At 64.3% G+C, this 18,820-nt stretch carries 16 protein-coding genes; 9 read left to right on the top strand and 7 right to left on the bottom strand.

Annotated elements, in window-relative coordinates:
* Positions 1-108: 108 nt before the first annotated feature.
* Both U5A65_RS01255 and U5A65_RS01250 read right to left on the bottom strand, forming a co-directional pair.
* On the bottom strand, positions 109-927 hold the full coding sequence (locus tag U5A65_RS01255; RefSeq protein WP_321945198.1) for a sulfotransferase: 819 nt from the start codon (positions 925-927) through the stop codon (positions 109-111).
* Between the two features lie 156 nt (positions 928-1,083).
* Positions 1,084-2,070, bottom strand: a complete 987-nt coding sequence (locus tag U5A65_RS01250; RefSeq protein ID WP_321945197.1) for an alpha/beta hydrolase — start codon at positions 2,068-2,070, stop codon at positions 1,084-1,086.
* Between the two features lie 197 nt (positions 2,071-2,267).
* Here U5A65_RS01250 and U5A65_RS01245 point away from each other — a divergent pair, with 197 nt between their 5' ends.
* Together U5A65_RS01245 and U5A65_RS01240 are read left to right on the top strand one after the other, a co-directional pair.
* Positions 2,268-2,429, top strand: coding sequence for a DUF1328 domain-containing protein (locus U5A65_RS01245; protein ID WP_158761410.1), 162 nt, complete (start codon positions 2,268-2,270; stop codon positions 2,427-2,429).
* Positions 2,430-2,501: 72 nt separating this feature from the next.
* On the top strand, positions 2,502-2,789 hold the full coding sequence (locus U5A65_RS01240; RefSeq protein WP_321915181.1) for a DUF1488 domain-containing protein: 288 nt from the start codon (positions 2,502-2,504) through the stop codon (positions 2,787-2,789).
* Positions 2,790-2,793: 4 nt separating this feature from the next.
* On the opposite strand, the gene tkt is transcribed toward U5A65_RS01240, so the two are convergent.
* Positions 2,794-4,911 carry a transketolase gene (tkt, locus tag U5A65_RS01235; RefSeq protein ID WP_321915180.1) on the bottom strand — a complete coding sequence of 706 codons (2,118 nt, stop codon included), beginning with the start codon at positions 4,909-4,911 and terminating at the stop codon, positions 2,794-2,796.
* A 538-nt stretch (positions 4,912-5,449) separates the two neighbouring features.
* Here tkt and U5A65_RS01230 point away from each other — a divergent pair.
* From U5A65_RS01230 to U5A65_RS01215, 4 genes are all read left to right on the top strand, one after another.
* Positions 5,450-6,370: a TauD/TfdA family dioxygenase gene (locus U5A65_RS01230; protein WP_321945196.1), complete on the top strand. Its 921-nt coding sequence runs from the start codon at positions 5,450-5,452 to the stop codon at positions 6,368-6,370.
* A gap of 62 nt (positions 6,371-6,432) precedes the next feature.
* On the top strand, positions 6,433-7,488 hold the full coding sequence (locus U5A65_RS01225) for an ABC transporter substrate-binding protein (protein ID WP_321945195.1): 1,056 nt from the start codon (positions 6,433-6,435) through the stop codon (positions 7,486-7,488).
* Positions 7,489-7,656: 168 nt separating this feature from the next.
* Positions 7,657-8,607: an ABC transporter ATP-binding protein gene (locus U5A65_RS01220; protein ID WP_321945194.1), complete on the top strand. Its 951-nt coding sequence runs from the start codon at positions 7,657-7,659 to the stop codon at positions 8,605-8,607.
* Positions 8,604-9,491: an ABC transporter permease gene (locus U5A65_RS01215; protein WP_321915177.1), complete on the top strand. Its 888-nt coding sequence runs from the start codon at positions 8,604-8,606 to the stop codon at positions 9,489-9,491. Before U5A65_RS01220 ends, U5A65_RS01215 begins: the two co-directional genes overlap by 4 nt.
* A gap of 641 nt (positions 9,492-10,132) precedes the next feature.
* On the opposite strand, the gene U5A65_RS01210 is transcribed toward U5A65_RS01215, so the two are convergent.
* The 3 genes from U5A65_RS01210 to U5A65_RS01200 all read right to left on the bottom strand — a co-directional run bounded on the left by U5A65_RS01210 (position 10,133) and on the right by U5A65_RS01200 (position 13,617).
* Positions 10,133-11,113 carry a zinc-dependent alcohol dehydrogenase family protein gene (locus U5A65_RS01210; protein WP_321945193.1) on the bottom strand — a complete coding sequence of 327 codons (981 nt, stop codon included), beginning with the start codon at positions 11,111-11,113 and terminating at the stop codon, positions 10,133-10,135.
* A 52-nt stretch (positions 11,114-11,165) separates the two neighbouring features.
* The gene (locus U5A65_RS01205; RefSeq protein WP_321945192.1) at positions 11,166-12,563 is read right to left on the bottom strand and encodes a dihydrolipoyl dehydrogenase; all 1,398 of its coding nucleotides are present in this window, start codon (positions 12,561-12,563) and stop codon (positions 11,166-11,168) included.
* A 139-nt stretch (positions 12,564-12,702) separates the two neighbouring features.
* On the bottom strand, positions 12,703-13,617 hold the full coding sequence (locus U5A65_RS01200) for a LysR family transcriptional regulator (RefSeq protein WP_321915173.1): 915 nt from the start codon (positions 13,615-13,617) through the stop codon (positions 12,703-12,705).
* A gap of 124 nt (positions 13,618-13,741) precedes the next feature.
* On the opposite strand from U5A65_RS01200, the gene U5A65_RS01195 reads away from it, so the two are divergent.
* Both U5A65_RS01195 and U5A65_RS01190 read left to right on the top strand, forming a co-directional pair.
* Positions 13,742-14,653, top strand: a complete 912-nt coding sequence (locus tag U5A65_RS01195; protein ID WP_321945191.1) for a DMT family transporter — start codon at positions 13,742-13,744, stop codon at positions 14,651-14,653.
* Positions 14,654-14,770: 117 nt separating this feature from the next.
* Positions 14,771-16,144, top strand: a complete 1,374-nt coding sequence (locus tag U5A65_RS01190) for an LLM class flavin-dependent oxidoreductase (protein WP_321915171.1) — start codon at positions 14,771-14,773, stop codon at positions 16,142-16,144.
* A 73-nt stretch (positions 16,145-16,217) separates the two neighbouring features.
* Here U5A65_RS01190 and U5A65_RS01185 read toward each other — a convergent pair whose 3' ends face one another.
* Entirely contained in the window at positions 16,218-17,018 is an 801-nt protein-coding gene (locus tag U5A65_RS01185; protein ID WP_321938611.1) for a MetQ/NlpA family lipoprotein, read from the bottom strand.
* 189 nt (positions 17,019-17,207) lie between these two features.
* On the opposite strand from U5A65_RS01185, the gene U5A65_RS01180 reads away from it, so the two are divergent.
* Positions 17,208-18,698, top strand: a complete 1,491-nt coding sequence (locus U5A65_RS01180) for an MFS transporter (RefSeq protein WP_321945190.1) — start codon at positions 17,208-17,210, stop codon at positions 18,696-18,698.
* Positions 18,699-18,820 lie beyond the last annotated feature (122 nt).

The raw sequence follows: 18,820 nt of genomic DNA, 5'->3' as shown, positions 1-18,820 counted from the left end.
TGCGGACTTCTCCGAACGCCAGGCTACCGACTGCCTCATCATCGTGCTTAATTCGCCGTGCCTGCAATCGCGTGCGTACCTCGTCTTTCGAGCGCTGCTTTGCAGTAATTATATGGATTCCGAAAGAGTGGCGGGTGCCGAATAGCCAAGTTGCGTCGCCGCCTTTTCCGCAAGGGCGAGCAGCGCGTTATCCGTTGTTGGGGTAGGCGGGACGACGTAGAGATCGGCGATATCGGTCACCGGGTCGCTGAACGGCGTTGGCGCACTGCGCTGGGCATGCAGGAAATCGCGGATCGGCGAAGCGTCCGTGAGGCCCAGAAAGCGGCTGATGCTTGCGATCGTCGTGTCCGCATCTTCGATCAGATTGCGATAGCCGACCGTCAACGTCTGCTCCGCCGGAATCTCCGCAAAGAAGTCGATGATTTCGGTCACATACTGCCCCCACACGCGAACGCCGTCGTTGACGGACCCGATCCAGTGCTTGCGCACCAGCGAATTGGCGACCCAGCCGGGGTCGCGATGAAGATGAATGAAGCGCGCGTTGGGCAACAGTTCGTGGATGAGCCGCAGGCACGACCCGGAGCGCGGCAAGCGCTCGATTGCGCCGATGCGGCCGGAAAGAATCGTAGGATCGGCGTAAGGGGGATGTTTGTCGCCCCAGATCGGCGCCGACATTTCGAGGTCTTCACGATAGAAGCGCTCGACCCAGGCGCCAAGCGTGCGGCGACCAAAGGCGTTGAAGCGGTCGCGGCACGCGGCGCTCATCAGATCGGGGCGCTGGCTGCCCACATCCAGCATTTCCTTGACCAGTGCGAAAACCCGGCATTCGTTGGTTAGCTGGATGTGCGGGTGCGCATTGAGAACAGAGCAGAGAAACGTTGTTCCCGAACGCGGCGCACCGACAATGAATAGCGGAAAAGAACGCATTCAGCCATCTCCCTGTTTCGTCTTGCGCCGGTTTTGCGTGATGCCTTCCTTTGCACCGATGTTACCTGCCGATGCTGGCGCGAAACTGACGACGCGATGGCCGAAGCGACAATGCGGCGGCTGGGCCACAGGGCCGCACGAAGGAAAGCGGAAAAGCTAGCGCAAGTTCGCCTGGAAAAACGCGAGCACGCTGGCGTCGAATGCCTGATGAAAGGCGACCCGGTCGAAGCCGTGCTCATCCACGCAAATCTCGCGCATCTGCTCTTTCATAGCCTCGGCGCAGGGCGCGAGAAAGGCGAAATGCGCCGAGTTCGGCACGAAGTGATAGTCGGGCTTGCGGGGCAGTGTCTTCGCGAGCGCGGGCGCGTTGTGGGGCATGACGCCGTCGCCGCCATACTGCGAAGCCCACATCTGGATGGGCGCGGTGACGTTCTTCAGATCGCTCGCGGCAGGGAATTCATTGAGCGGGTCGGCGAGCACGAACGCCTTGATTCGCGCGTCGGCCGGCAGCGGCTGCGTGGGCACGTCTCCACGCGCAACTTCGTCGCAGACCGGCGGCCGCGGGTCCGGGCAAGGCACATCGGCGTGCCGGAAGTCCGGCACGCCGCCCGCTAACACGAGACCCGTATAGCCGCCGCGCGAAAAGCCAAAGAAGCCAATGCGTTGCGGGTCGATTTTCGCGGCGTCTGGCGCGGCGCTCAGCATGTAGTCGATCACGCGCTTGATATCGGCCGGCCGCTCGATGAACACGGAGATATCGCCCGAGCGGCCCGGATCGGCGAACGAGTCGCCTGGATGATTGATTGCGGCCACAACGAAGCCCGCGTCGGCCAGCGTCTCGGCAAGGTCATGATGACCCAGAAACGAGCCGGTGTGGCCGTGCGAAATGACGACGAGCGGGAGCTTCTCGCCAGTCGTCGGACAGTCGCGCCGCCCGCGCAGGACGTACGGACCGAACGGTACGTCCTGCGCGGGCTCGGCACATGGCGTCCATACCATGGCTTTCAATGCCGGCCCGTTGGCGTCGGCGGGAATGTCGAGGCGCTTGAAGCCTGCCGCGTGTGCGGTTGCCGCAAGCAGGCAGAAGAGCACGGTCAATATCGAAGCAGCGGCATACCGAAGTTTGTTGTGGGTTGTCGTCATGGCGTTTCCAAAGAGATTGCGGAATGCTTCCACCTTCTCGCTACAAGATCCGCTACGCGTGGCCATGCGCGCCCACGCGCCGTGAGACATGTTGGACCTGTCCCCACTGGAGGCCCGGGAATTCTCGCGCCTGCGCGAAAGTCCGCTCGGGCACGGCCGTTGCGCATAGAGGAGGGATACTTCCAAAGGAGCCGGCAATGCTTTACTACGCGATCGTATTTTTCGTCATAGCCATCATCGCGGCTGTCTTCGGGTTTGGCGGGATTGCCGCGGGTGCTGCGGGCATCGCCAAGATTCTGTTCCTGATATTCGTGATTCTCTTCCTGGCCAGCCTGCTTTTCGGCATCTCGCGGCGTTGACAGGTCGCCTGCGCGCCGCCACGCGGCGGCGCCTGATTGGTTACGCGCCCGATATTCAGGAGTCCACCCATCATGAACATTTCCTTTCCCGAAGGTCCGGTCGAGTACGACACGCAGGAGTACGCGCTCACGTTTGTTGCCGTGGCGGATTCGGTCCCGGTGGACTGCGCGATAACCGCCGAAGCGCTGGAGGATCGCTTCGGCGCGAGATCGTTGCGCGAGCCGGACCTGCGCCTCGCGTTCCACCGCAATCGCGCCGCCATCGAAGCGGCCGCCGCCCGGCTCATCGAGGAGACGGACGGCAAGCCGGTGACGCTTCACAGCGGCTATTTGCGCATGTACGGCACGAGCAGGCACTGACGGCTTACTCGCGGGCTCCCGCCTTGCAGCGCGCAATCTGCTTCTTCGCTTCTTCCACCACGTGCTCCGGCGTGAAGCCGAATTTGGTCCTCAGCGCCTTGATAGGCGCGGAGGCGCCGAACGTGCGCATGACGATCTGCGCGCCGAAGCGGCCGACGTAGCGGTCCCAGCCGAGCGAAGCGGCTTGCTCCACGGCCACGCGCGCATGGATGCCCGGCGGCAGCACCGCATCGCGGTATGCCTCGTCTTGTAGTTCGAACAGGCCCCATGAAGGCATCGAGACCACGCGCGCGGCGATCCCCTCGTTTTGCAGCGTTTCGTATGCGGAAATGCATAGCGAAACTTCGCTGCCCGTGGCGAGGAGCAGCACTTCGGGCTGCTTGCCATCGGGTGCGTCGGCGAGCACATAGGCGCCGCGCCGCACACCTTGTGCGCTCGCGTATTTCGTGCGGTCGAGCGTGGGCAGGGCCTGGCGTGTCAACACGAGGCAGGCCGGTTCATGCGCGCGCGTGAGCGCCACGCGCCAGGCCTCTGCGGTTTCGTTGGCGTCGGCGGGGCGCAGCGTGAGGAGGTCGGGTACGCTGCGCAGCGCGGCGAGTTGCTCGATCGGCTGGTGCGTGGGCCCGTCCTCGCCAAGACCAATCGAATCGTGCGTGAACACGTAGACCACGGGCAGCTCCATGATCGCGGCGAGCCGGATGGGGGGCTTCATGTAGTCGCTGAAAATGAGGAACGTCGATGCGAACGGTCGCAAGCCCGAAAGCGCGAGGCCATTACAGACCGCGCCCATGCCGTGCTCGCGAATGCCGAAGTGCAGGTTGCGGCCGTCGTAGTGATCGCGCTCGAAGCTTCCTGCGCCCTCGAACTTGAGATTGGTCTTGGTGGAGGGCGAGAGGTCGGCGGCGCCGCCGATCATCCACGGCACGCGTTGCGCAATGGCGTTGAGCACCTTGCCCGATGAATCGCGCGTGGCAACGCCCTTTTCATCGGCTTCGAAGGTCGGAATGTCGGCGTCCCAGCCCTCGGGCAGCTTGCCCTCGAGCATCAGGCTCAGTTCTTTCGCCGGCTCGGGGTAGCGCTTCGCATAGTCGTCGTAGCGTTGCTTCCACGCTTCATGCGCCGCCTTGCCGCGCGCGCCCATGCCTTGCGCGAAGCGCTCGTACACGCCATCGGGCACGAGGAATTGAGCGTCCTCCGGCCAGCCGTACGCACGCTTGGCGAGGCGCACTTCCTCTTCGCCCAGAGCCTCGCCGTGCGCCGCCGCCGTGTCCTGCCGGTTCGGCGCGCCCCAGCCGATGATGCTTTTCACCACGATGAGCGTCGGCTTGTCGGTCACGGCCTGCGCTGCTTCGATGGCGGCTTCGATCGCGTTCGTGTCGTTGGCGTCGTCCACGTGCAGCGTGTGCCAGTGGTAGCCGCGAAAACGCGATTCGACGTCGTCGCGATAGGCGAGGTCGGTGCGTCCTTCGATCGTGATGTGGTTGCTGTCGTAAAACCAGATCAGATTCGACAGACCGAGGTGGCCCGCGAGCGAAGCCGCCTCGTGCGAGACGCCTTCCATCATGTCGCCGTCGCCGCACAGCGCATAGACGCGGTAGTCGAAGATCGTGGCGTCGGGGCGATTGAAGCGCTGCGCGAGCCAGCGCTCGGCCATGGCCATGCCCACGCTGTTGCCGAGCCCCTGGCCGAGCGGCCCGGTGGTCGTCTCTACGCCCGTTGTCATGCGATATTCCGGGTGCCCCGGCGTCACGCTGTCGAGCTGGCGAAAGTGTTTGATATCGTCGAGCGAGACCGCGGGCTTGCCCGTGGGCTTGCCTTTTTCATCTACGGCTTGCACGCCTGTAAGGTGCAACAGCGAGTAGAGCAGCATGGAAGCGTGGCCGTTCGAGAGCACGAAGCGGTCGCGGTTTGGCCATAGCGGCGCGGCAGGGTCATAACGCAGATGATGCTGCCAGATCTGGTACGCGAGCGGCGCGAGCGCCATGGGGGTGCCGGGGTGGCCGGAATTGGCTTTTTGCACGGCGTCCATCGACAAGGTGCGGATCGTGTCGATGACGCGGCGGTCGAGATCGGATGGGTCGGCCTTGGTGGGCGTGGCATTCGAGGTTGCATTCGATGACATGAGCTCGGACTCCTCGGCAGGGGCGCGCTGTATGCGGGCGGTAGCGCGCGAAGGCATGGATGCGCAAAAGCGGTGCCAGCTAGTCAACCGCGCTTGGGACCCTGGGGGCGCACGTTTTGCGGATTGGCACCATCGCGTCCCTCCATTTGGCTTACCGAGCCGATGCATAGAAAGCGCATCACAAGGTTGCTGTCGAGAGCGGCGCGAGCGTGGGCGCGCCGCGCTTCACGGAGCGGGACGTTCAAACGTTGATGGGCGGTGTGGCGAAGGCAGTGCCCGTTCGCGCAGGCAGGGGTGCTCACGCTTGTGATCGTATTCCCATTTGGACAGGCTCGCTCCAGGCGCGCGCACCGCGCATGGAAGTTATGCGCGGTGTGCGCGAAATGGCGGTACGCCGCGCGCTTCACCAGCGCACGCGCCGTATGCCTTAACAGCGCCTTTATGACTCGAACGGATAAACGTATCGGATTTGCTTCGTTGTCAGCCGGCGTGCGGATCACGTAGATTGAAGCTATTGCTTACCTGAAAGGCTTGCTGCGTGACTACCCCCGCCACATTCACGGCTTCTGCCGCTGCTTTTGCCCCTTCGAGCGCGGCCGCCGCGTCCCAGCACTTCGAGATTCTTCCCTTGAATGCGCCACTTGGCGCGGAAGTCGTCGGCCTCGATCTCGCGAAGCCGGTTTCAAGCGAGGATTTCGCACGCATTCATCGCGCGCACCTCGATCATCACGTGCTGGTGTTTCGCGACCAGCGCATCACGCCGGAACAACAGGTCGAGTTCAGCCGCCGCTTCGGGCCGCTGCAGATCCACGTGCTGCACCAGTTCGCGCTGCCGGGCCACCCGGAAGTGCTGATCGTTTCGAACATCGTGGAGAACGGCAAGCCCATTGGCCTTGGCGATGCGGGCCACTTCTGGCATTCCGATCTTTCATACAAGGAGAAGCCGAGCCTCGGTTCGCTGCTGCACGCGCAGGCGTTGCCCGCGGAGGGCGGGGACACGCTGTTTGCCAACATGCATCTCGCGTGGGATACGCTGCCTGCGCACTTGCGCAGCGCCGTGCAAGGGCGGCGCGCCGAGCACACCTATCTCGCGCGCTATGCGGAACTTCAGGCGCGCAGCCCGTGGCGGCCGAATCTCACCGCGGAGCAGATCGCGCAGGTCAAGCCCGTTGTGCATCCGGTCGTGCGCACACACCCCGAAACGGGCCGCAAGGCGCTGTTCGTGAGCGAGCACTTCACGACGCGCATCGTCGATCTGCCCGAGGACGAAAGCCGCGCGCTGCTCGACGAGTTGTTCGCCCACAGCGTGCGGGCGGAGCATTGCTACCGCCACGAATGGCGCGAGCATGACCTCGTGTTCTGGGACAACCGTTCGCTCATGCATCTCGCGGCGGGCACGCCCGATCATCTGCGCCGCAAGCTTTATCGCACCACCATCGAAGGCGACACGCCGTTTTGATACGCGCTGCGGCGCGCTTCTCGCGCGCCGCGCATTGCACAGAATAAAAAGGAATCCATAGCATGTCGCTTTCTATAGGTAATGTGTTCGCCAGCCGCGCGAACGCGTGGCGCCGCGCGGGCGCCGCTTCACTCGCCGTTGTGCTCGCATCGTTTGGTCTGAGCGCGCCTGCGCCGGCGCGCGCGGAAGGGCAGATCCGCATTGCGGAGCAGTTCGGCGTTGTGTACCTGATGCTCAATGTCGCGCGCGACCAGCATTTCATCGAGCAGGAGGGCCGCAAGGCCGGTATCGACATCAAGGTCGACTGGCTGCGTCTTTCCGGCGGCGCGGCCGTGAACGATGCACTGCTTTCCGGCGCAGTGGACGTGGCCGGTGCGGGCGTGGGCCCGCTGCTCACGGTGTGGGACCGTACGCACGGCAAGCAGAATGTGAAAGGCGTGGCGTCGCTCGGCAATCTGCCGTATTACCTCGTCACCACGAATCCGAACGTCAAGACCATTGCCGACTTCACGAGCAAGGACCGCATTGCCGTGCCGGCAGTGGGCGTTTCCGTGCAGTCGCGCGTGCTGCAATACGCGGCGGCGAAGCAGTGGGGCGAGAAGCAGTTCGACCGGCTCGACGCATCCAGCCAGGCGATTCCGCACCCCGATGCGACGGCGGCGATCATCGCGAATAGCAGCGTGATCACGGCGCACTTCGGCAATCCGCCGTTCCAGCAGCAGGAACTGGCGGGCAACCCGAAGGCGCATATCGTGCTCAACTCGTACGACGTGCTGGGCGGCCCGAGTTCGGCCACGGTGCTTTACGCCACGCAGAAGTTCCGCGACGAGAACCCGAAGACGTATCGCGCATTCGTGGCGGCGCTCGCCGACGCGGCCAGCTTCATCGCCGCGCACCCCGAGCAGGCGGCGGACATCTATATCCGCGTGAACGACTCGAAGATCGACCGCAATCTGCTCCTGAAGATCCTGCGCGATCCGCAGGTGCAGTTCAAGACCGCGCCGCAGAATACGCTCGCGCTGGCGCAATTCATGTATCGCGTGGGCGCGATCCGCAACGAGCCGAAGTCGTGGCGCGATTACTTCTTCGACGATCCGGCGGTTGCCAACGGCAGTTGAGCCAGCGCGGTTCGAGCACCGGATAACGGGCCCCCTTGTGGGCCCGTTTGCATTGATGGCACGCATCCAGCGCTTATATGCAGGCCTGGTTTGAATATGTCGATTCATTGGTTGGGCGGCGCGCCGGGTGCCCGTATGTTGACGTTTTATCTGCTGGATTTGCGAAAAGTGAACGTCACCACCACCAGATTCTGGGAGCGCGCACCGGCCGTGCGCCGTGAAGCGGGCGCGGCGCAACGCGTCGCTGCGAGCGAGCGGCCAGTGCATACCGAACGCGCAGAGCAGGCAGGGGCGCACAGCGAACGCCTGCTTGCCATCGAAAACGTCAGCCTCGAATACCGCAGCCGCGAGCGCATCGTGCGCGCCACGCAGGACGTGAGCTTCGACGTCTACGGCGCCGACCGCTTCGTGCTGCTGGGCCCTTCGGGTTGCGGCAAGTCCACCTTGCTCAAGGCGATTGCTGGCTTTATCGAGCCGGTGTCGGGATCGATCTCGCTGGCGGGCGAACCCGTGCGCGGACCGGGCGCCGACCGCGTGGTGGTGTTCCAGGAGTTCGACCAGTTGCCGCCCTGGAAGACGGTGGCCGAGAACGTGGCGTTTCCGTTGCGCGTGGCGCGCAAGCTGCCGCGCGCCGAAGCACGCGAGCGCGCGCTCCATTACCTCGACAAGGTAGGACTCGCCGCGTTCGCCGATGCTTACCCGCACACGCTCTCGGGCGGCATGAAGCAGCGCGTGGCGATTGCGCGTGCGCTCGCCATGCAGCCGCGCGTGCTGCTGATGGACGAACCCTTCGCCGCGCTTGACGCCCTCACGCGCCGCAAGATGCAGGAGGAACTGCTGCGCCTGTGGGACGACGCGCGCTTCACGCTGCTGTTCGTCACCCATTCGATCGAGGAAGCGCTCGTGGTCGGCAACCGCATTCTGCTGCTCTCGCCGCACCCGGGGCGCGTGCGCGCCGAGGTGAACAGTCACGCGTATTCGCACGCGAGCATGGGTGGCGTGGACTTTCGCGAGAGCGTGGCGCGCATCCATCGCCTGCTATTCGATACCGATACTGAAGCCGGCAGTCAAGCCGACAACGAAGCCGATAACGAAGCTGAAAAGGAGGCCAGCCGATGAGCACGCCACACCCTACGCTGCCGCCTTTGCCGCCTGTGCGCGCGGAATACGAGCGGCCCTTGCTGCCGGTGCAGGCAGGCGCCGACTCCGCGCCGCTGCCGCTTGCGCGGCGTGTGCTCGATGCAGGCTGGTTTCGGCGCACGCTCATCGCGCTCGTGCTGATTGCGGGCTGGGAGGTCACGGCGCGCGTGGTAGCGAACGATTTGCTCGTGCCGACATTCGGCGCGACGCTTGCTGCGTTTGTGCAGGGCATTGTGAGCGGCGAATTGCTCGTGAAAACGGGCATATCGATGTCGGTTCTGCTGCGCGGCTATGCGATTGGCGTGGTGCTGGCGTTCGTGCTCACGTCGCTTGCGGTTTCCACGCGTGTGGGTCGCGATTTGCTTTCCATGCTTACCGCGATGTTCAATCCGCTGCCTTCTATCGCACTGCTGCCGATTGCGCTGCTCTGGTTTGGGCTCGGCACCGGCAGCTTGTTGTTCGTGCTCGTGCATGCCGTGCTGTGGCCGCTCGCGCTGAACATGTACACGGGTTTTCTGGGCGTGCCCGCGACGCTGCGCATGGCGGGGCGCAACTATGGGTTGAGCGGGCTGCGCCAGGTCGTGCTGATTCTCGTGCCTGCGGCGTTGCCCTCGATCATCGCGGGACTGCGCGTGGGCTGGGCATTTGCCTGGCGCACGTTGATCGCCGCGGAACTTGTGTTTGGCGCGAGCGCCGGGCAGGGTGGGCTTGGGTGGTATATCTTTCAGAACCGCAACGAGCTTTATACCGATCGTGTGTTTGCCGGGCTTGCTGCCGTTATTGTGATTGGGCTGCTCGTTGAGCATCTGGTGTTTGATACGCTGGAGCGGCTCACTGTGCGGCGCTGGGGTGTGCAGCATTAAGGTTGTGGGCTTGCGCTTGGCCTTTTTTTTGTGGTGCCTGCCTCTTTGGCCTTTCCTTGTATTCGCGTCGGTATGCCAGCGTTGCCCCTGTGCGGGGCGGCACCTACTTTTCTTTGCAGCGGCAAAGAAAAGTAGGCAAAAGAAAGCCGCTCAAACCGCCAATGCCTGCCACAGTTCACATCGCACCACCCCAGTTGAATGGCTCCGGAGCGTCTGCCACCTCGCACCATTCTCGTTAGTGACAAGGGGCTCGTCCGTTCCCGCTGCTCGCTACGCGCGCAGCGGCCGGGTCTGCAAAGGAAACCAAGGGTACGAGTCAGCTTTGCGGGAACTCACGCGCCCCAATGGTTTTGGGTTATGCCCTTCGGGGCGCGCAGCGCCACCGGAAGGATGAACGCCTTGTCACTCAGTTCGGTGGTGCGAGGTGACAGACGCTCCGGAGCCATTCACCTGTCGTGGCGCGATGTGAACTGTGGCAGGCGCTAGCGGTTTGAGCGGCTTTCTTTTGCCTACTTTTCTTTGCCGCTGCAAAGAAAAGTAGGTGCCGCCCCGCACAGGGGCAACGCTGGCATACCGACGCGAATACAAGGAAAGGCCAAAGAGGCAGGCACCACAAAAAAAAAACCTGCGCGCAGCAGCCCTCAACCAATCTCAACAACAATCTTACTAGCCGCACTACCGTCGGCGACGGCCCCATAAGCGCTCTCAGCATCCGCGAACGCAAAGCGCCTCGCATCCACCCGGGGCGCAAGCTTGCCCGCCTCGGCAAGCCGCGTCGCCTCGGCGAGCATTTCACCATGATGCGCGCGATGCTTCCCACTCAACAGCGGATAAAGCGTAAACACACCCGAATACGACGCCTCACGAAACGACAGCGGTGCGAGCGCATGCGTCCCCCACCCAAGCGCGCTCACCACATGCCCGAAATGCTTGACCGCGGCAAACGAAGCGTCGAGCGTCTTGCCGCCTACGGTATCCACCACGAGATCGAAGCCCGCGCCCGCCGTGTGCGCCTGAACGTACTGCTCGACACTGAGTGAGCCATAATCAACAGGCGTCGCGCCCAACTGCGAAATAACATCCATGTTGCGTGCGCTTCCCGTCGCGAAGACTTCCGCGCCAAGCGCCCGCGCAATCTGCACGGCCACGTGTCCGACACCCCCCGCACCGCCCTGAACCAGCACGCTCTGACCCGCCGCCAGATGCGCACGATCGACAATGCCCGACCAAGCCGTTATGAATGCAAGCGGCAGCGCGGCGGCTTCGCGCATGGACAGATTCGCGGGCTTGCGCGCGAGGAGGTCCGCATCCACAGCGGCGTACTCGGCCAACGCGCCTTGAATGCCGCCCACGCCGCCTGTCATACCGTACACCTCGTCGCCCGGCGCGAAACGCGTGACGCCCGCGCCAACCGCTTCCACCACGCCCGCCATATCGATACCTAGCACGAGCGGCAACGGATGCTTCGCATGGTCGGCCTTGCCCGCGCGAATCTTCACGTCGAGCGGATTGAGCCCCGCCGCATGAATGCGCACGAGCACCTGCCCCGTTTGCGGCTGCGGACGATCGAGCGTGACAAGTTCGAGCTGACCATCGTATTGGTTGAGAACGAGCGCTTTCATTTTCGGTGTGTGTGCCCTTGTGAGTTAATGAGGTAGCCTAAGCAAAGCTTGCTTAGTCCTTGTCGTTCAGTTGCGAGGCGGCGTCACGCAACGCGGTGCGCAACCCTTCTTCCACTACGGGGTGATAGAACGGCATCGCCAGCATGTCGTCCACACTCAGCCCCATCTGCACGCTCCACGCGAGCAGGTGGCCGATATGCTCCGCCGCCGGTCCAAACCATTCCGCACCCACGAAGCGCCGTGTCGCGCGATCCACGTAGACGTGGCCTACGCCGTGGTTCTTGAGCATCACGCGGCTGCGACCCTGGTCCTCGAAGCTCACGGCGCCCGTCACGAAACTGCCCGCCGCCAGTTGCCGGTGCGACTTGCCGGCGATCGCGATCTGCGGGTCGGAGAAGACGATGGCAAGCGGCGCGCGGCGCGCAACGGCCTCGATCTCCGGAAAGCGCGCCGCATTGCGGCCCGCTGCGCGGCCCTCGTCGGCGGCTTCGTGGAGCAGCGGCAGCACGTCGTTCGCGTCGCCCGCCACGAACACCGGCGCGCCACTGGCTTGCAGCGTAGCCGGGTCGAAGCGCGGCACACCGTGCGCGTCGAGTTCGAGCGAGGTGTTCGCGAGGCCAAGGGTCGCCACGTTGGGATGCCGACCCGCTGCCGCCAATACGTAATCAAACGTCTCTTCGGACTCCGTGTCATCCGCGCGGGCGTAGCGAAGCGTCACGCCCGCATCGTTGCGCGTCGCCGATACGACACGTCCCTTCGTTTCGAAGTGCATTTCCGCGCCAAACACGCGGTGCGCTTCGGCGATCACACGCGGGTCTGTGAGCGGTCCCACGCTGCCGTGCGAGCCGCCGTACAACGTGACCCGCACACCCAGCCGCGCGAGCGCCTGGCCAAGTTCCAGGCCGATCACACCCGAACCGACCACCGCCACGCTGCGCGGCAGGTCCTCCCACGCGAACACGTCGTCGTTGACGATGAGCCGGTCGCCAAGTCCCGCGAGCGACCCGGGTATCGTGGGCGTCGATCCCGTTGCGATCACGACGCTCTTTGCGCGCACCCGCGTGTGCTCGCCAACCTGGATCAGGCCGTCGTCGATGAAGCGTGCATGCCCAACCAGGCGGTCCGCTTCGGGCAGTGCGAGCGTGCTTTCCACGACGAAACCGACGAACCGGTCGCGCTCGCTGCGCACGCGCGCCATCACGGCGCGCCCGTCGATTTCCATGCCGCGCGGATTCACGCCGAAGCGCGGCGCCAGACTCACCGCGTGCGCCGCCTCGGCCGCCGCGATCAACAGCTTCGAGGGCATACAGCCCACACGCGCACACGTCGTGCCGTAGGCGCCGCCTTCAATGATGATTGCGCTCGCACCTTCCGCCTTCGCGGCGCGGTAAGCGGAGAGTCCGGCCGTGCCGGCGCCGATGATGGCGACATCCGTTCGCAGAGTTTGCATCGTGTTTCCTTGAGGGGCTCATGCATTCGTTCACATGTGCCAGTCTAGGAGGTCGACGTACGTGGGTGAATGTCGGCGCTGCTCAAGTTCATGCCCGATCGTCTCACGCGAGGCGAGGCAAGGTGAGGCGGGCCGCCGCTCACTCGGGCATGTGCTGCGCGAGCCAGTCGATCAACACGCGCACTTTCGGCGGCAAAAAGCGATTGGGCGGATACAGCATCCACACCGGGCCGCTGTACGCACGCGGCTCCAATGACCACTCGGGCAGCACGCGCACGAGCAGGCCGTCGCGCAGCGCATCCGCCGCCGCGAATTCGGGCAGGCTCGCAATGCCCCAGTCCGCAAGCGCCGCGTCGCGCCGCGCGCCCACGTCGTTGGCGATATAGCGGCCCTTCACCTCGACGGTTTGCGTTTGCGCGCCGCGCCGGAACGTCCAGCGGTTGTCGTCGGGCGTTTCGCCGAGATAGAGGCAGTCGTGGCGCGCGAGGTCCTTCGGGTGCTTCGGCGTGCCGCGCTCGCGCAGGTAAGCGGGGGACGCGCACGGCATCCATTGCAGCGTGCCGAGCCGGCGCGCCGCGAGCCCCGGCGGCGGCGTGGGCGTGGGGCGAATCACGATATCGACGCTGTCGCGCACGGGGTCGACGTCCCGGTCGGTGAAGATGAGCTGCACCGCGACTTCCTCATATGCGCGCAAAAAGCCGGAAATCAGGGGATGAACGACGCTCTGCGCGAACGAAATGGGGGCACTGATGCTCACGCGGCCATGCGGGCGGCCAGTGAGGCGGCTGGCGGCCTGGGCCGCGCTCGCGGCGGCTTCGACCATGTCCGTGCAGTGCCGGTAGACCTCCGCGCCCGATTCCGTGAGCCGCAGGCTGCGCGTGGAGCGCTCCAGCAGGCGCGTGCCGAGCGCGCGTTCGAGCCGCTGCATCTGGCGGCTCACGGTGGAAGGCGTGCTGCCGAGCTGGCGCGCCGCAACCGAGAAATTACCGGCATCGACCACACGGGCGAAGGTGGCCAGATCGGGCAGCAGGGGCAGGAGGTCGGAGGGCGTCATGGCTGGCTGGGCGAAATCATCTGTGCATCGGGAGCATAAATGATGTTCCGGTGAAGTGGATTATCGCTGCGAAAGCATTATCGGACAATGTGTCCGTTCCCGACCAATCCGCAAGCCCGTTGCCATGAATGCCCTGACCCGTTCGTCCCGCACCGTCGATCTGCTGCTCGTTGTTGTCGCGCTCATCTGGGGCACGAGCTATGGCGTGGTGAAGGGCGCGCTGCTCGTCTACCCGGTGCTGGGGCTGCTTGCCCTGCGCTTTGGCATCACGTTTGTTTTGCTTTCGCCCGCGCTGCGCGGGTTGCGTCACGTGATGTGGCGCGAGCGCATCGGCGTGCTCGGCGCGGGCCTGCTGCTGCTCGGCATCTTTCTGGCCGAGACGTTTGGCGTTTCGCTCACGAACGCCTCGAACGCGGCGTTTCTCATCAGCCTGTGCGTGGTGCTCACGCCGCTCGTAGAGTGGGCGTGGCTCAAGCGCGCGCCACGCCCGGTGGAATGGGCGGCCGCCGGCGTGTCGCTGTTCGGCGCGCTGCTCCTGACGGGCGGACATGTTGCGGCGAGCCCCGGCGACCTGCTGGTCGTGCTCGCCGCGCTGCTGCGCGCGTTGACCACGTGCGCGGTCAAGCGCGTGATGAAGTCGGGTGCCGTGCCGGCGCTCACGGTCACGGCGGTGCAGTCCGCTGTCGTTTCGATCGGCTGCGCCGCGCTCGCGCTCACTGTCGCGCCCGAACAGTGGCAGCCGTTGCCGCACTGGCAGGGGCACGGCGTGTTCTGGGGCAGCGTGATTTATCTCGTGGCGGGTTGCACGCTGTTCGCCTTCTTCGTGCAGAACTACGCCGTGAGCCGCAGCAGCCCCACGCGCGTGGCGTTGCTTATGGGCAGCGAGCCTGTGTTCGGCGCCCTCTTTGCATGCGTGTGGCTCGGCGAGCGGCTTTCTGTGCCTGCGTGGATCGGCGGCATGCTGATTGTTGCGGCCTCGCTTTTCGCGCTCAAGCGGGAGCCCCAGGCCGAAATGCAGGAAGCCGTGAAAGCGTAGGGCGCGCGCACATCCGCAAAGCTGATATGCAATTGCGAATTAACTGGTAGGGGATCGAGACGCGGGCTGTTCCAATGGACGATTGGACCCGTTCGACGCCGCAGGAGAAGCCCTACAATGGCAAAAGCCAACAAACCCATATTGCTCAACGCGTTCAACATGAATTGCGTGGGGCACATCAATCACGGGCTGTGGACGCATCCGCGCGACCGCTCGACCGACTACCGCACACTCGCATACTGGACAAATCTCGCGCGCACGCTGGAGCGCGGGCTTTTCGACGGGCTGTTTCTCGCCGATATCGTGGGCGTATACGACGTCTATCAGCGCAACGTGGACGTGACGTTGCGCGAGTCGATCCAGTTGCCGGTCAATGACCCCACGCTCGTGGTGCCGGCCATGGCCGCCGTAACCGAGCATCTCGGCTTTGGCGTGACGGTCAACCTCACGTACGAGCAGCCGTATTTGCTGGCGCGGCGCTTTTCCACGCTCGATCACCTGACGCAAGGCCGCATTGGCTGGAACATCGTGACCGGCTATCTGGACAGCGCGGCGCGCGCCATGGGGCTCGAGCAGCAACTTCCGCACGACGAACGTTACGATCGCGCGGACGAATACCTGGAAGTCCTCTACAAACTCTGGGAGGGTAGCTGGGAGCCGGATGCCGTGCGGCGCGACAAGGCCGCGCGTATTTTCGCGGACCCTGCGAAGCTGCATCGCGTGGAGCATGCCGGGCGGTACTATCGCGTGGACGGCTATCACCTGGCGGAGCCTTCCCCGCAGCGCACGCCGGTGCTGTTCCAGGCGGGCAGTTCGGGGCGAGGGCAACGCTTTGCGGCACGCCATGCCGAATGCGTGTTCATTTCGCCGCCCAACCGCGCCGCAGCGCGCGAGACCGTGCGCGCGCTGCGCGAACAGCTGGTGCAAGCGGGGCGCCGCCCCGACGATGTGAAGGTATTCGTTGGCGCGGCGGTGGTGCCGGGCGCGACCGAGCGCGAGGCGCGCGAGAAGTATGCCGATTACCGCCAGTATGCGAGCCGCGAAGCGGGCTTGGCGCATTTCGCGTCGAGCACGGGCATCGATTACGCGCAATACGATCTCGACGCCCCGGTAGACTACGCGCCTGGCAACGCGATCGAATCCGCCACGCGCACGGCGAAGCAACATGGCTGGACGAGGCGCAAGCTTCTCGAGATGTTCGAGCTGGGCGGCCGCTATCCGGCGATCGTCGGCAGCGCTTCGCAGGTGGCGGACGAACTGCAGGCATGGATCGACGAGGCCGACGTGGATGGCTTCAACCTGAGCCGGACCGTGGTGCCCGAGAGCTATGAGGATTTCGTGGATCTCGTCGTGCCGGAGTTGCAGGCGCGTGGGCGCTACAAGACGGCGTATGCGCCTGGCACGTTGCGGGAGAAGTTGTTTGGCGATGCGCCGACGTTGCCGGAGCGGCATGCGGGGGCGGGGTTCAGGCGCGTGACGGAATCGGCCTGAATGACGATGTAATGAAAGATCGCCGGTGATTCGGATAACGAATCACCGGCGATGGATTGTGAATCAGGTGACGTTACTGCTGAGGCGCGTCCTTCCACGCGGGCAGCGTCGCGCCGTGATACACGGCAACGATCTCTGAAGCCACATTAGGCTGCTGATAGCTCTCCACGAGCGCATGCACCCAAGGCGCGTTGGCGTCTTTTTCGTTCACGGCAATGAAGTTGCGATACGGATTGCCGGTCACCTTCTCCTGAGCAATCCGCTCCTGCGGAATCTTGATGCCCGACTTCACCGCCCAGTCCGTGTTGACCACGGCTGCGTCCAGATCGCCAATCGCGCGCCCGACGATGCCCGAGTCGAGTTCCTTGATATGGATATTCTTCGGATTCTTCGCGATATCGCGTGCGGTCGGCAAGAGGCCAACATCGTCGCGCAACGTAATGAGCCCTTGTGCCTGCAGCAGCAGGAGCGAGCGGCCTTCATTGCTCGGGTCGTTCGGCACCCCAATGGTCGCGCCCTGCGGCAGGTCCGCCACCGACTTCACCTTGCGCGAATAAAGCCCGATAGGCTGCACGTAGGTAAAGCCCACCGGCACGATCTTGTAGCCGCGCGCCTTGATCTGCGCATCCAGATAAGGTTTGTGCTGGAACGAGTTCGCGTCGAGGTCGTGGCTGGAGAGCGCTTCGTTGGGCTGCGTGTATTCGGAGAACGTGGTCACCTTGATCGTGAGGCCACGCTTCGCCGCATTGGCGGCGACCACGCGCCACACGTCCTCGTCTTCGCCCGACATGATGCCCACGCGAAGCGTCTGGTCCGCCGCGTGCGCTAGCGTCACACCCCCGAAACTCACGCCCAGTGCAAGCGTTGCCAGCATCGTGGCCAACAAGGTTCTTTTCTTCATAGGATCCATTATTCGAAGAGTTGTGGATAGCGCGATGCTAAGGAGCGCGCCGCAAGCGGACAACCAATTTTGGGAGCATTGCTTAGCTAGATTCGTCGTTTTGCGACGCGCAACGGTATGGCTAGGATGCAGCGATTGCATTTTTCAAGCGCGTTCCCTTCCATGTCTACTCTCGCCGTTCCCGCTTCTGAAGCTATCGAAGCCACCGGGCAAGCGCCTGGCCCGCAACATGCCGTGATCCGCTCGGCGCAGGACGTTGCGCGTATCGTCAACGCCGGCGCCGCGCAAGGCAGCAACGCACGCATCGTGATCGCCATCGCGCTGGGCGGCGTGTTTCTCGACGCCTACGATCTCACCTCGCTCGCCTATGGGATCAAGGACATCGCGCGCGAATTCTCGCTGTCGCCGGTGCAGGTCGGCTTCGTGTCGGCGGCCATTACGTTCGGGGCAATTCTCGGTGCACTGTTCGGCGGCTATCTCACCGACCGCATCGGGCGCTACCGCGTATTCATGGCCGACATGCTGTTCTTCGTCGTGGCCGCGATCGCGGCGGGGCTCGCGCCCAACGCCTGGGTGCTCGGCGGCGCGCGCTTTCTCATGGGCTTTGGCGTCGGGCTCGATCTGCCGGTTGCCATGGCGTTTCTCGCGGAGTTTTCGCGCGTGGCGGGCAAGGGCAACAAGGCGGCCAGCGTGGCGGCGTGGTGCCCCGCGTGGTACGCGGCCACGAGCACCTGCTATCTGCTCATTCTCGGCCTCTATGCCGTCCTGCCCGAGCACCAGCATGGCTGGCTCTGGCGCATCACGCTCGCGTTCGGCGCGGTGCCGGCGCTCGTCATCATCGCCGTGCGCAGCCGCTATATCAGCGAGTCGCCGGTGTGGGCCGCGAATCAGGGCGATCTGGAGGGCGCGGCGCGCATACTCAAGCGCACGTATGGCGTGGACGCCGTGGTCGAACGCGGCCAGACGCCTGCGCGAGCGCCGCGCGTCGCATCATGGCGCAATTACGGCGTGCTTTTCAACGCCACGTATCGCCGCCGTACGATTCTTGCCGCAACGATCGGCGCGGCGTCTTCGTTCGGCTACAACGCGATCATCTTCGGCCTGCCCGTGATCATTGCGAGCTTTTTCCAGCAGGGACCGCTCACCACGATCGTTGCATCGCTCACGTTGAACCTGTTGTTCGCATTCGTTGGCGGCTTGATTGGCGTGCGTACCGCGCCCACCGTTGGCGCCTGGAAAATGACCGCGCTCGGCCACACGCTGCAGTTCGTCTCGCTCATCGGCCTCGCGTTGATCGGCCATCCGGGCAGCGGCTTCCTTGTCGCACTAGCCATTTTGCTGCTCGGCGGCTATCTGTTCGGGCAGGGCTTCGGCCCCGGTTCGCACAGCATGACGTACGCGTCGCTCAGCTATCCGACCTCGCTGCGCGGCATTGGCGTGGGCTTCAATCAGACGCTCGTGCGCTCCGCTTCCACGGTGTCGCTGTTCCTGTTTCCCGTGCTCGCCGCGGCGCTCGGCACGAAGGTCTTCTGGGTGATCGCCATCGCGCCGCTCACTTCGCTGCTCGTGTTGCTGGCTATCCGCTGGGAGCCGTCGGGCTACGACATCGACAGCGAAGATTACGCAGAAGCGCGCGACGCAGCCACGGCATAAGCATTGAACAATAAGTCATTTTGGTTTCGAAGATCAGCATTCCATACTGATTGGCGAGGCGCGCGCTTCGGGACGCGTTGCGCCTGCTTATCGGTGACATAAGCGTGACATAAGCGTGACAT

This window comes from Paraburkholderia sp. J10-1 (assembly GCF_905220165.1).
In the GTDB taxonomy this organism is placed as follows: domain Bacteria; phylum Pseudomonadota; class Gammaproteobacteria; order Burkholderiales; family Burkholderiaceae; genus Paraburkholderia.
Note: the sequence above shows the minus strand (reverse complement) of the source record. Positions and strands in the feature narration are given on the sequence as shown.

Excerpts from the sequence above, each read along its gene's own strand:
- U5A65_RS01255 (WP_321945198.1), bottom strand. The coding sequence starts at position 927 with ATGCGTTCTTTTCCGCTATTCATTGTCGGTGCGCCGCGTTCGGGAACA.
- U5A65_RS01250 (WP_321945197.1), bottom strand. The coding sequence starts at position 2,070 with ATGACGACAACCCACAACAAACTTCGGTATGCCGCTGCTTCGATATTG.
- U5A65_RS01245 (WP_158761410.1), top strand. The coding sequence starts at position 2,268 with ATGCTTTACTACGCGATCGTATTTTTCGTCATAGCCATCATCGCGGCT.
- U5A65_RS01240 (WP_321915181.1), top strand. The coding sequence starts at position 2,502 with ATGAACATTTCCTTTCCCGAAGGTCCGGTCGAGTACGACACGCAGGAG.
- tkt (WP_321915180.1), bottom strand. The coding sequence starts at position 4,911 with ATGTCATCGAATGCAACCTCGAATGCCACGCCCACCAAGGCCGACCCA.
- U5A65_RS01225 (WP_321945195.1), top strand. The coding sequence starts at position 6,433 with ATGTCGCTTTCTATAGGTAATGTGTTCGCCAGCCGCGCGAACGCGTGG.
- U5A65_RS01215 (WP_321915177.1), top strand. The coding sequence starts at position 8,604 with ATGAGCACGCCACACCCTACGCTGCCGCCTTTGCCGCCTGTGCGCGCG.
- U5A65_RS01210 (WP_321945193.1), bottom strand. The coding sequence starts at position 11,113 with ATGAAAGCGCTCGTTCTCAACCAATACGATGGTCAGCTCGAACTTGTC.
- U5A65_RS01205 (WP_321945192.1), bottom strand. The coding sequence starts at position 12,563 with ATGCAAACTCTGCGAACGGATGTCGCCATCATCGGCGCCGGCACGGCC.
- U5A65_RS01200 (WP_321915173.1), bottom strand. The coding sequence starts at position 13,617 with ATGACGCCCTCCGACCTCCTGCCCCTGCTGCCCGATCTGGCCACCTTC.
- U5A65_RS01195 (WP_321945191.1), top strand. The coding sequence starts at position 13,742 with ATGAATGCCCTGACCCGTTCGTCCCGCACCGTCGATCTGCTGCTCGTT.
- U5A65_RS01190 (WP_321915171.1), top strand. The coding sequence starts at position 14,771 with ATGGCAAAAGCCAACAAACCCATATTGCTCAACGCGTTCAACATGAAT.
- U5A65_RS01185 (WP_321938611.1), bottom strand. The coding sequence starts at position 17,018 with ATGCTGGCAACGCTTGCACTGGGCGTGAGTTTCGGGGGTGTGACGCTA.
- U5A65_RS01180 (WP_321945190.1), top strand. The coding sequence starts at position 17,208 with ATGTCTACTCTCGCCGTTCCCGCTTCTGAAGCTATCGAAGCCACCGGG.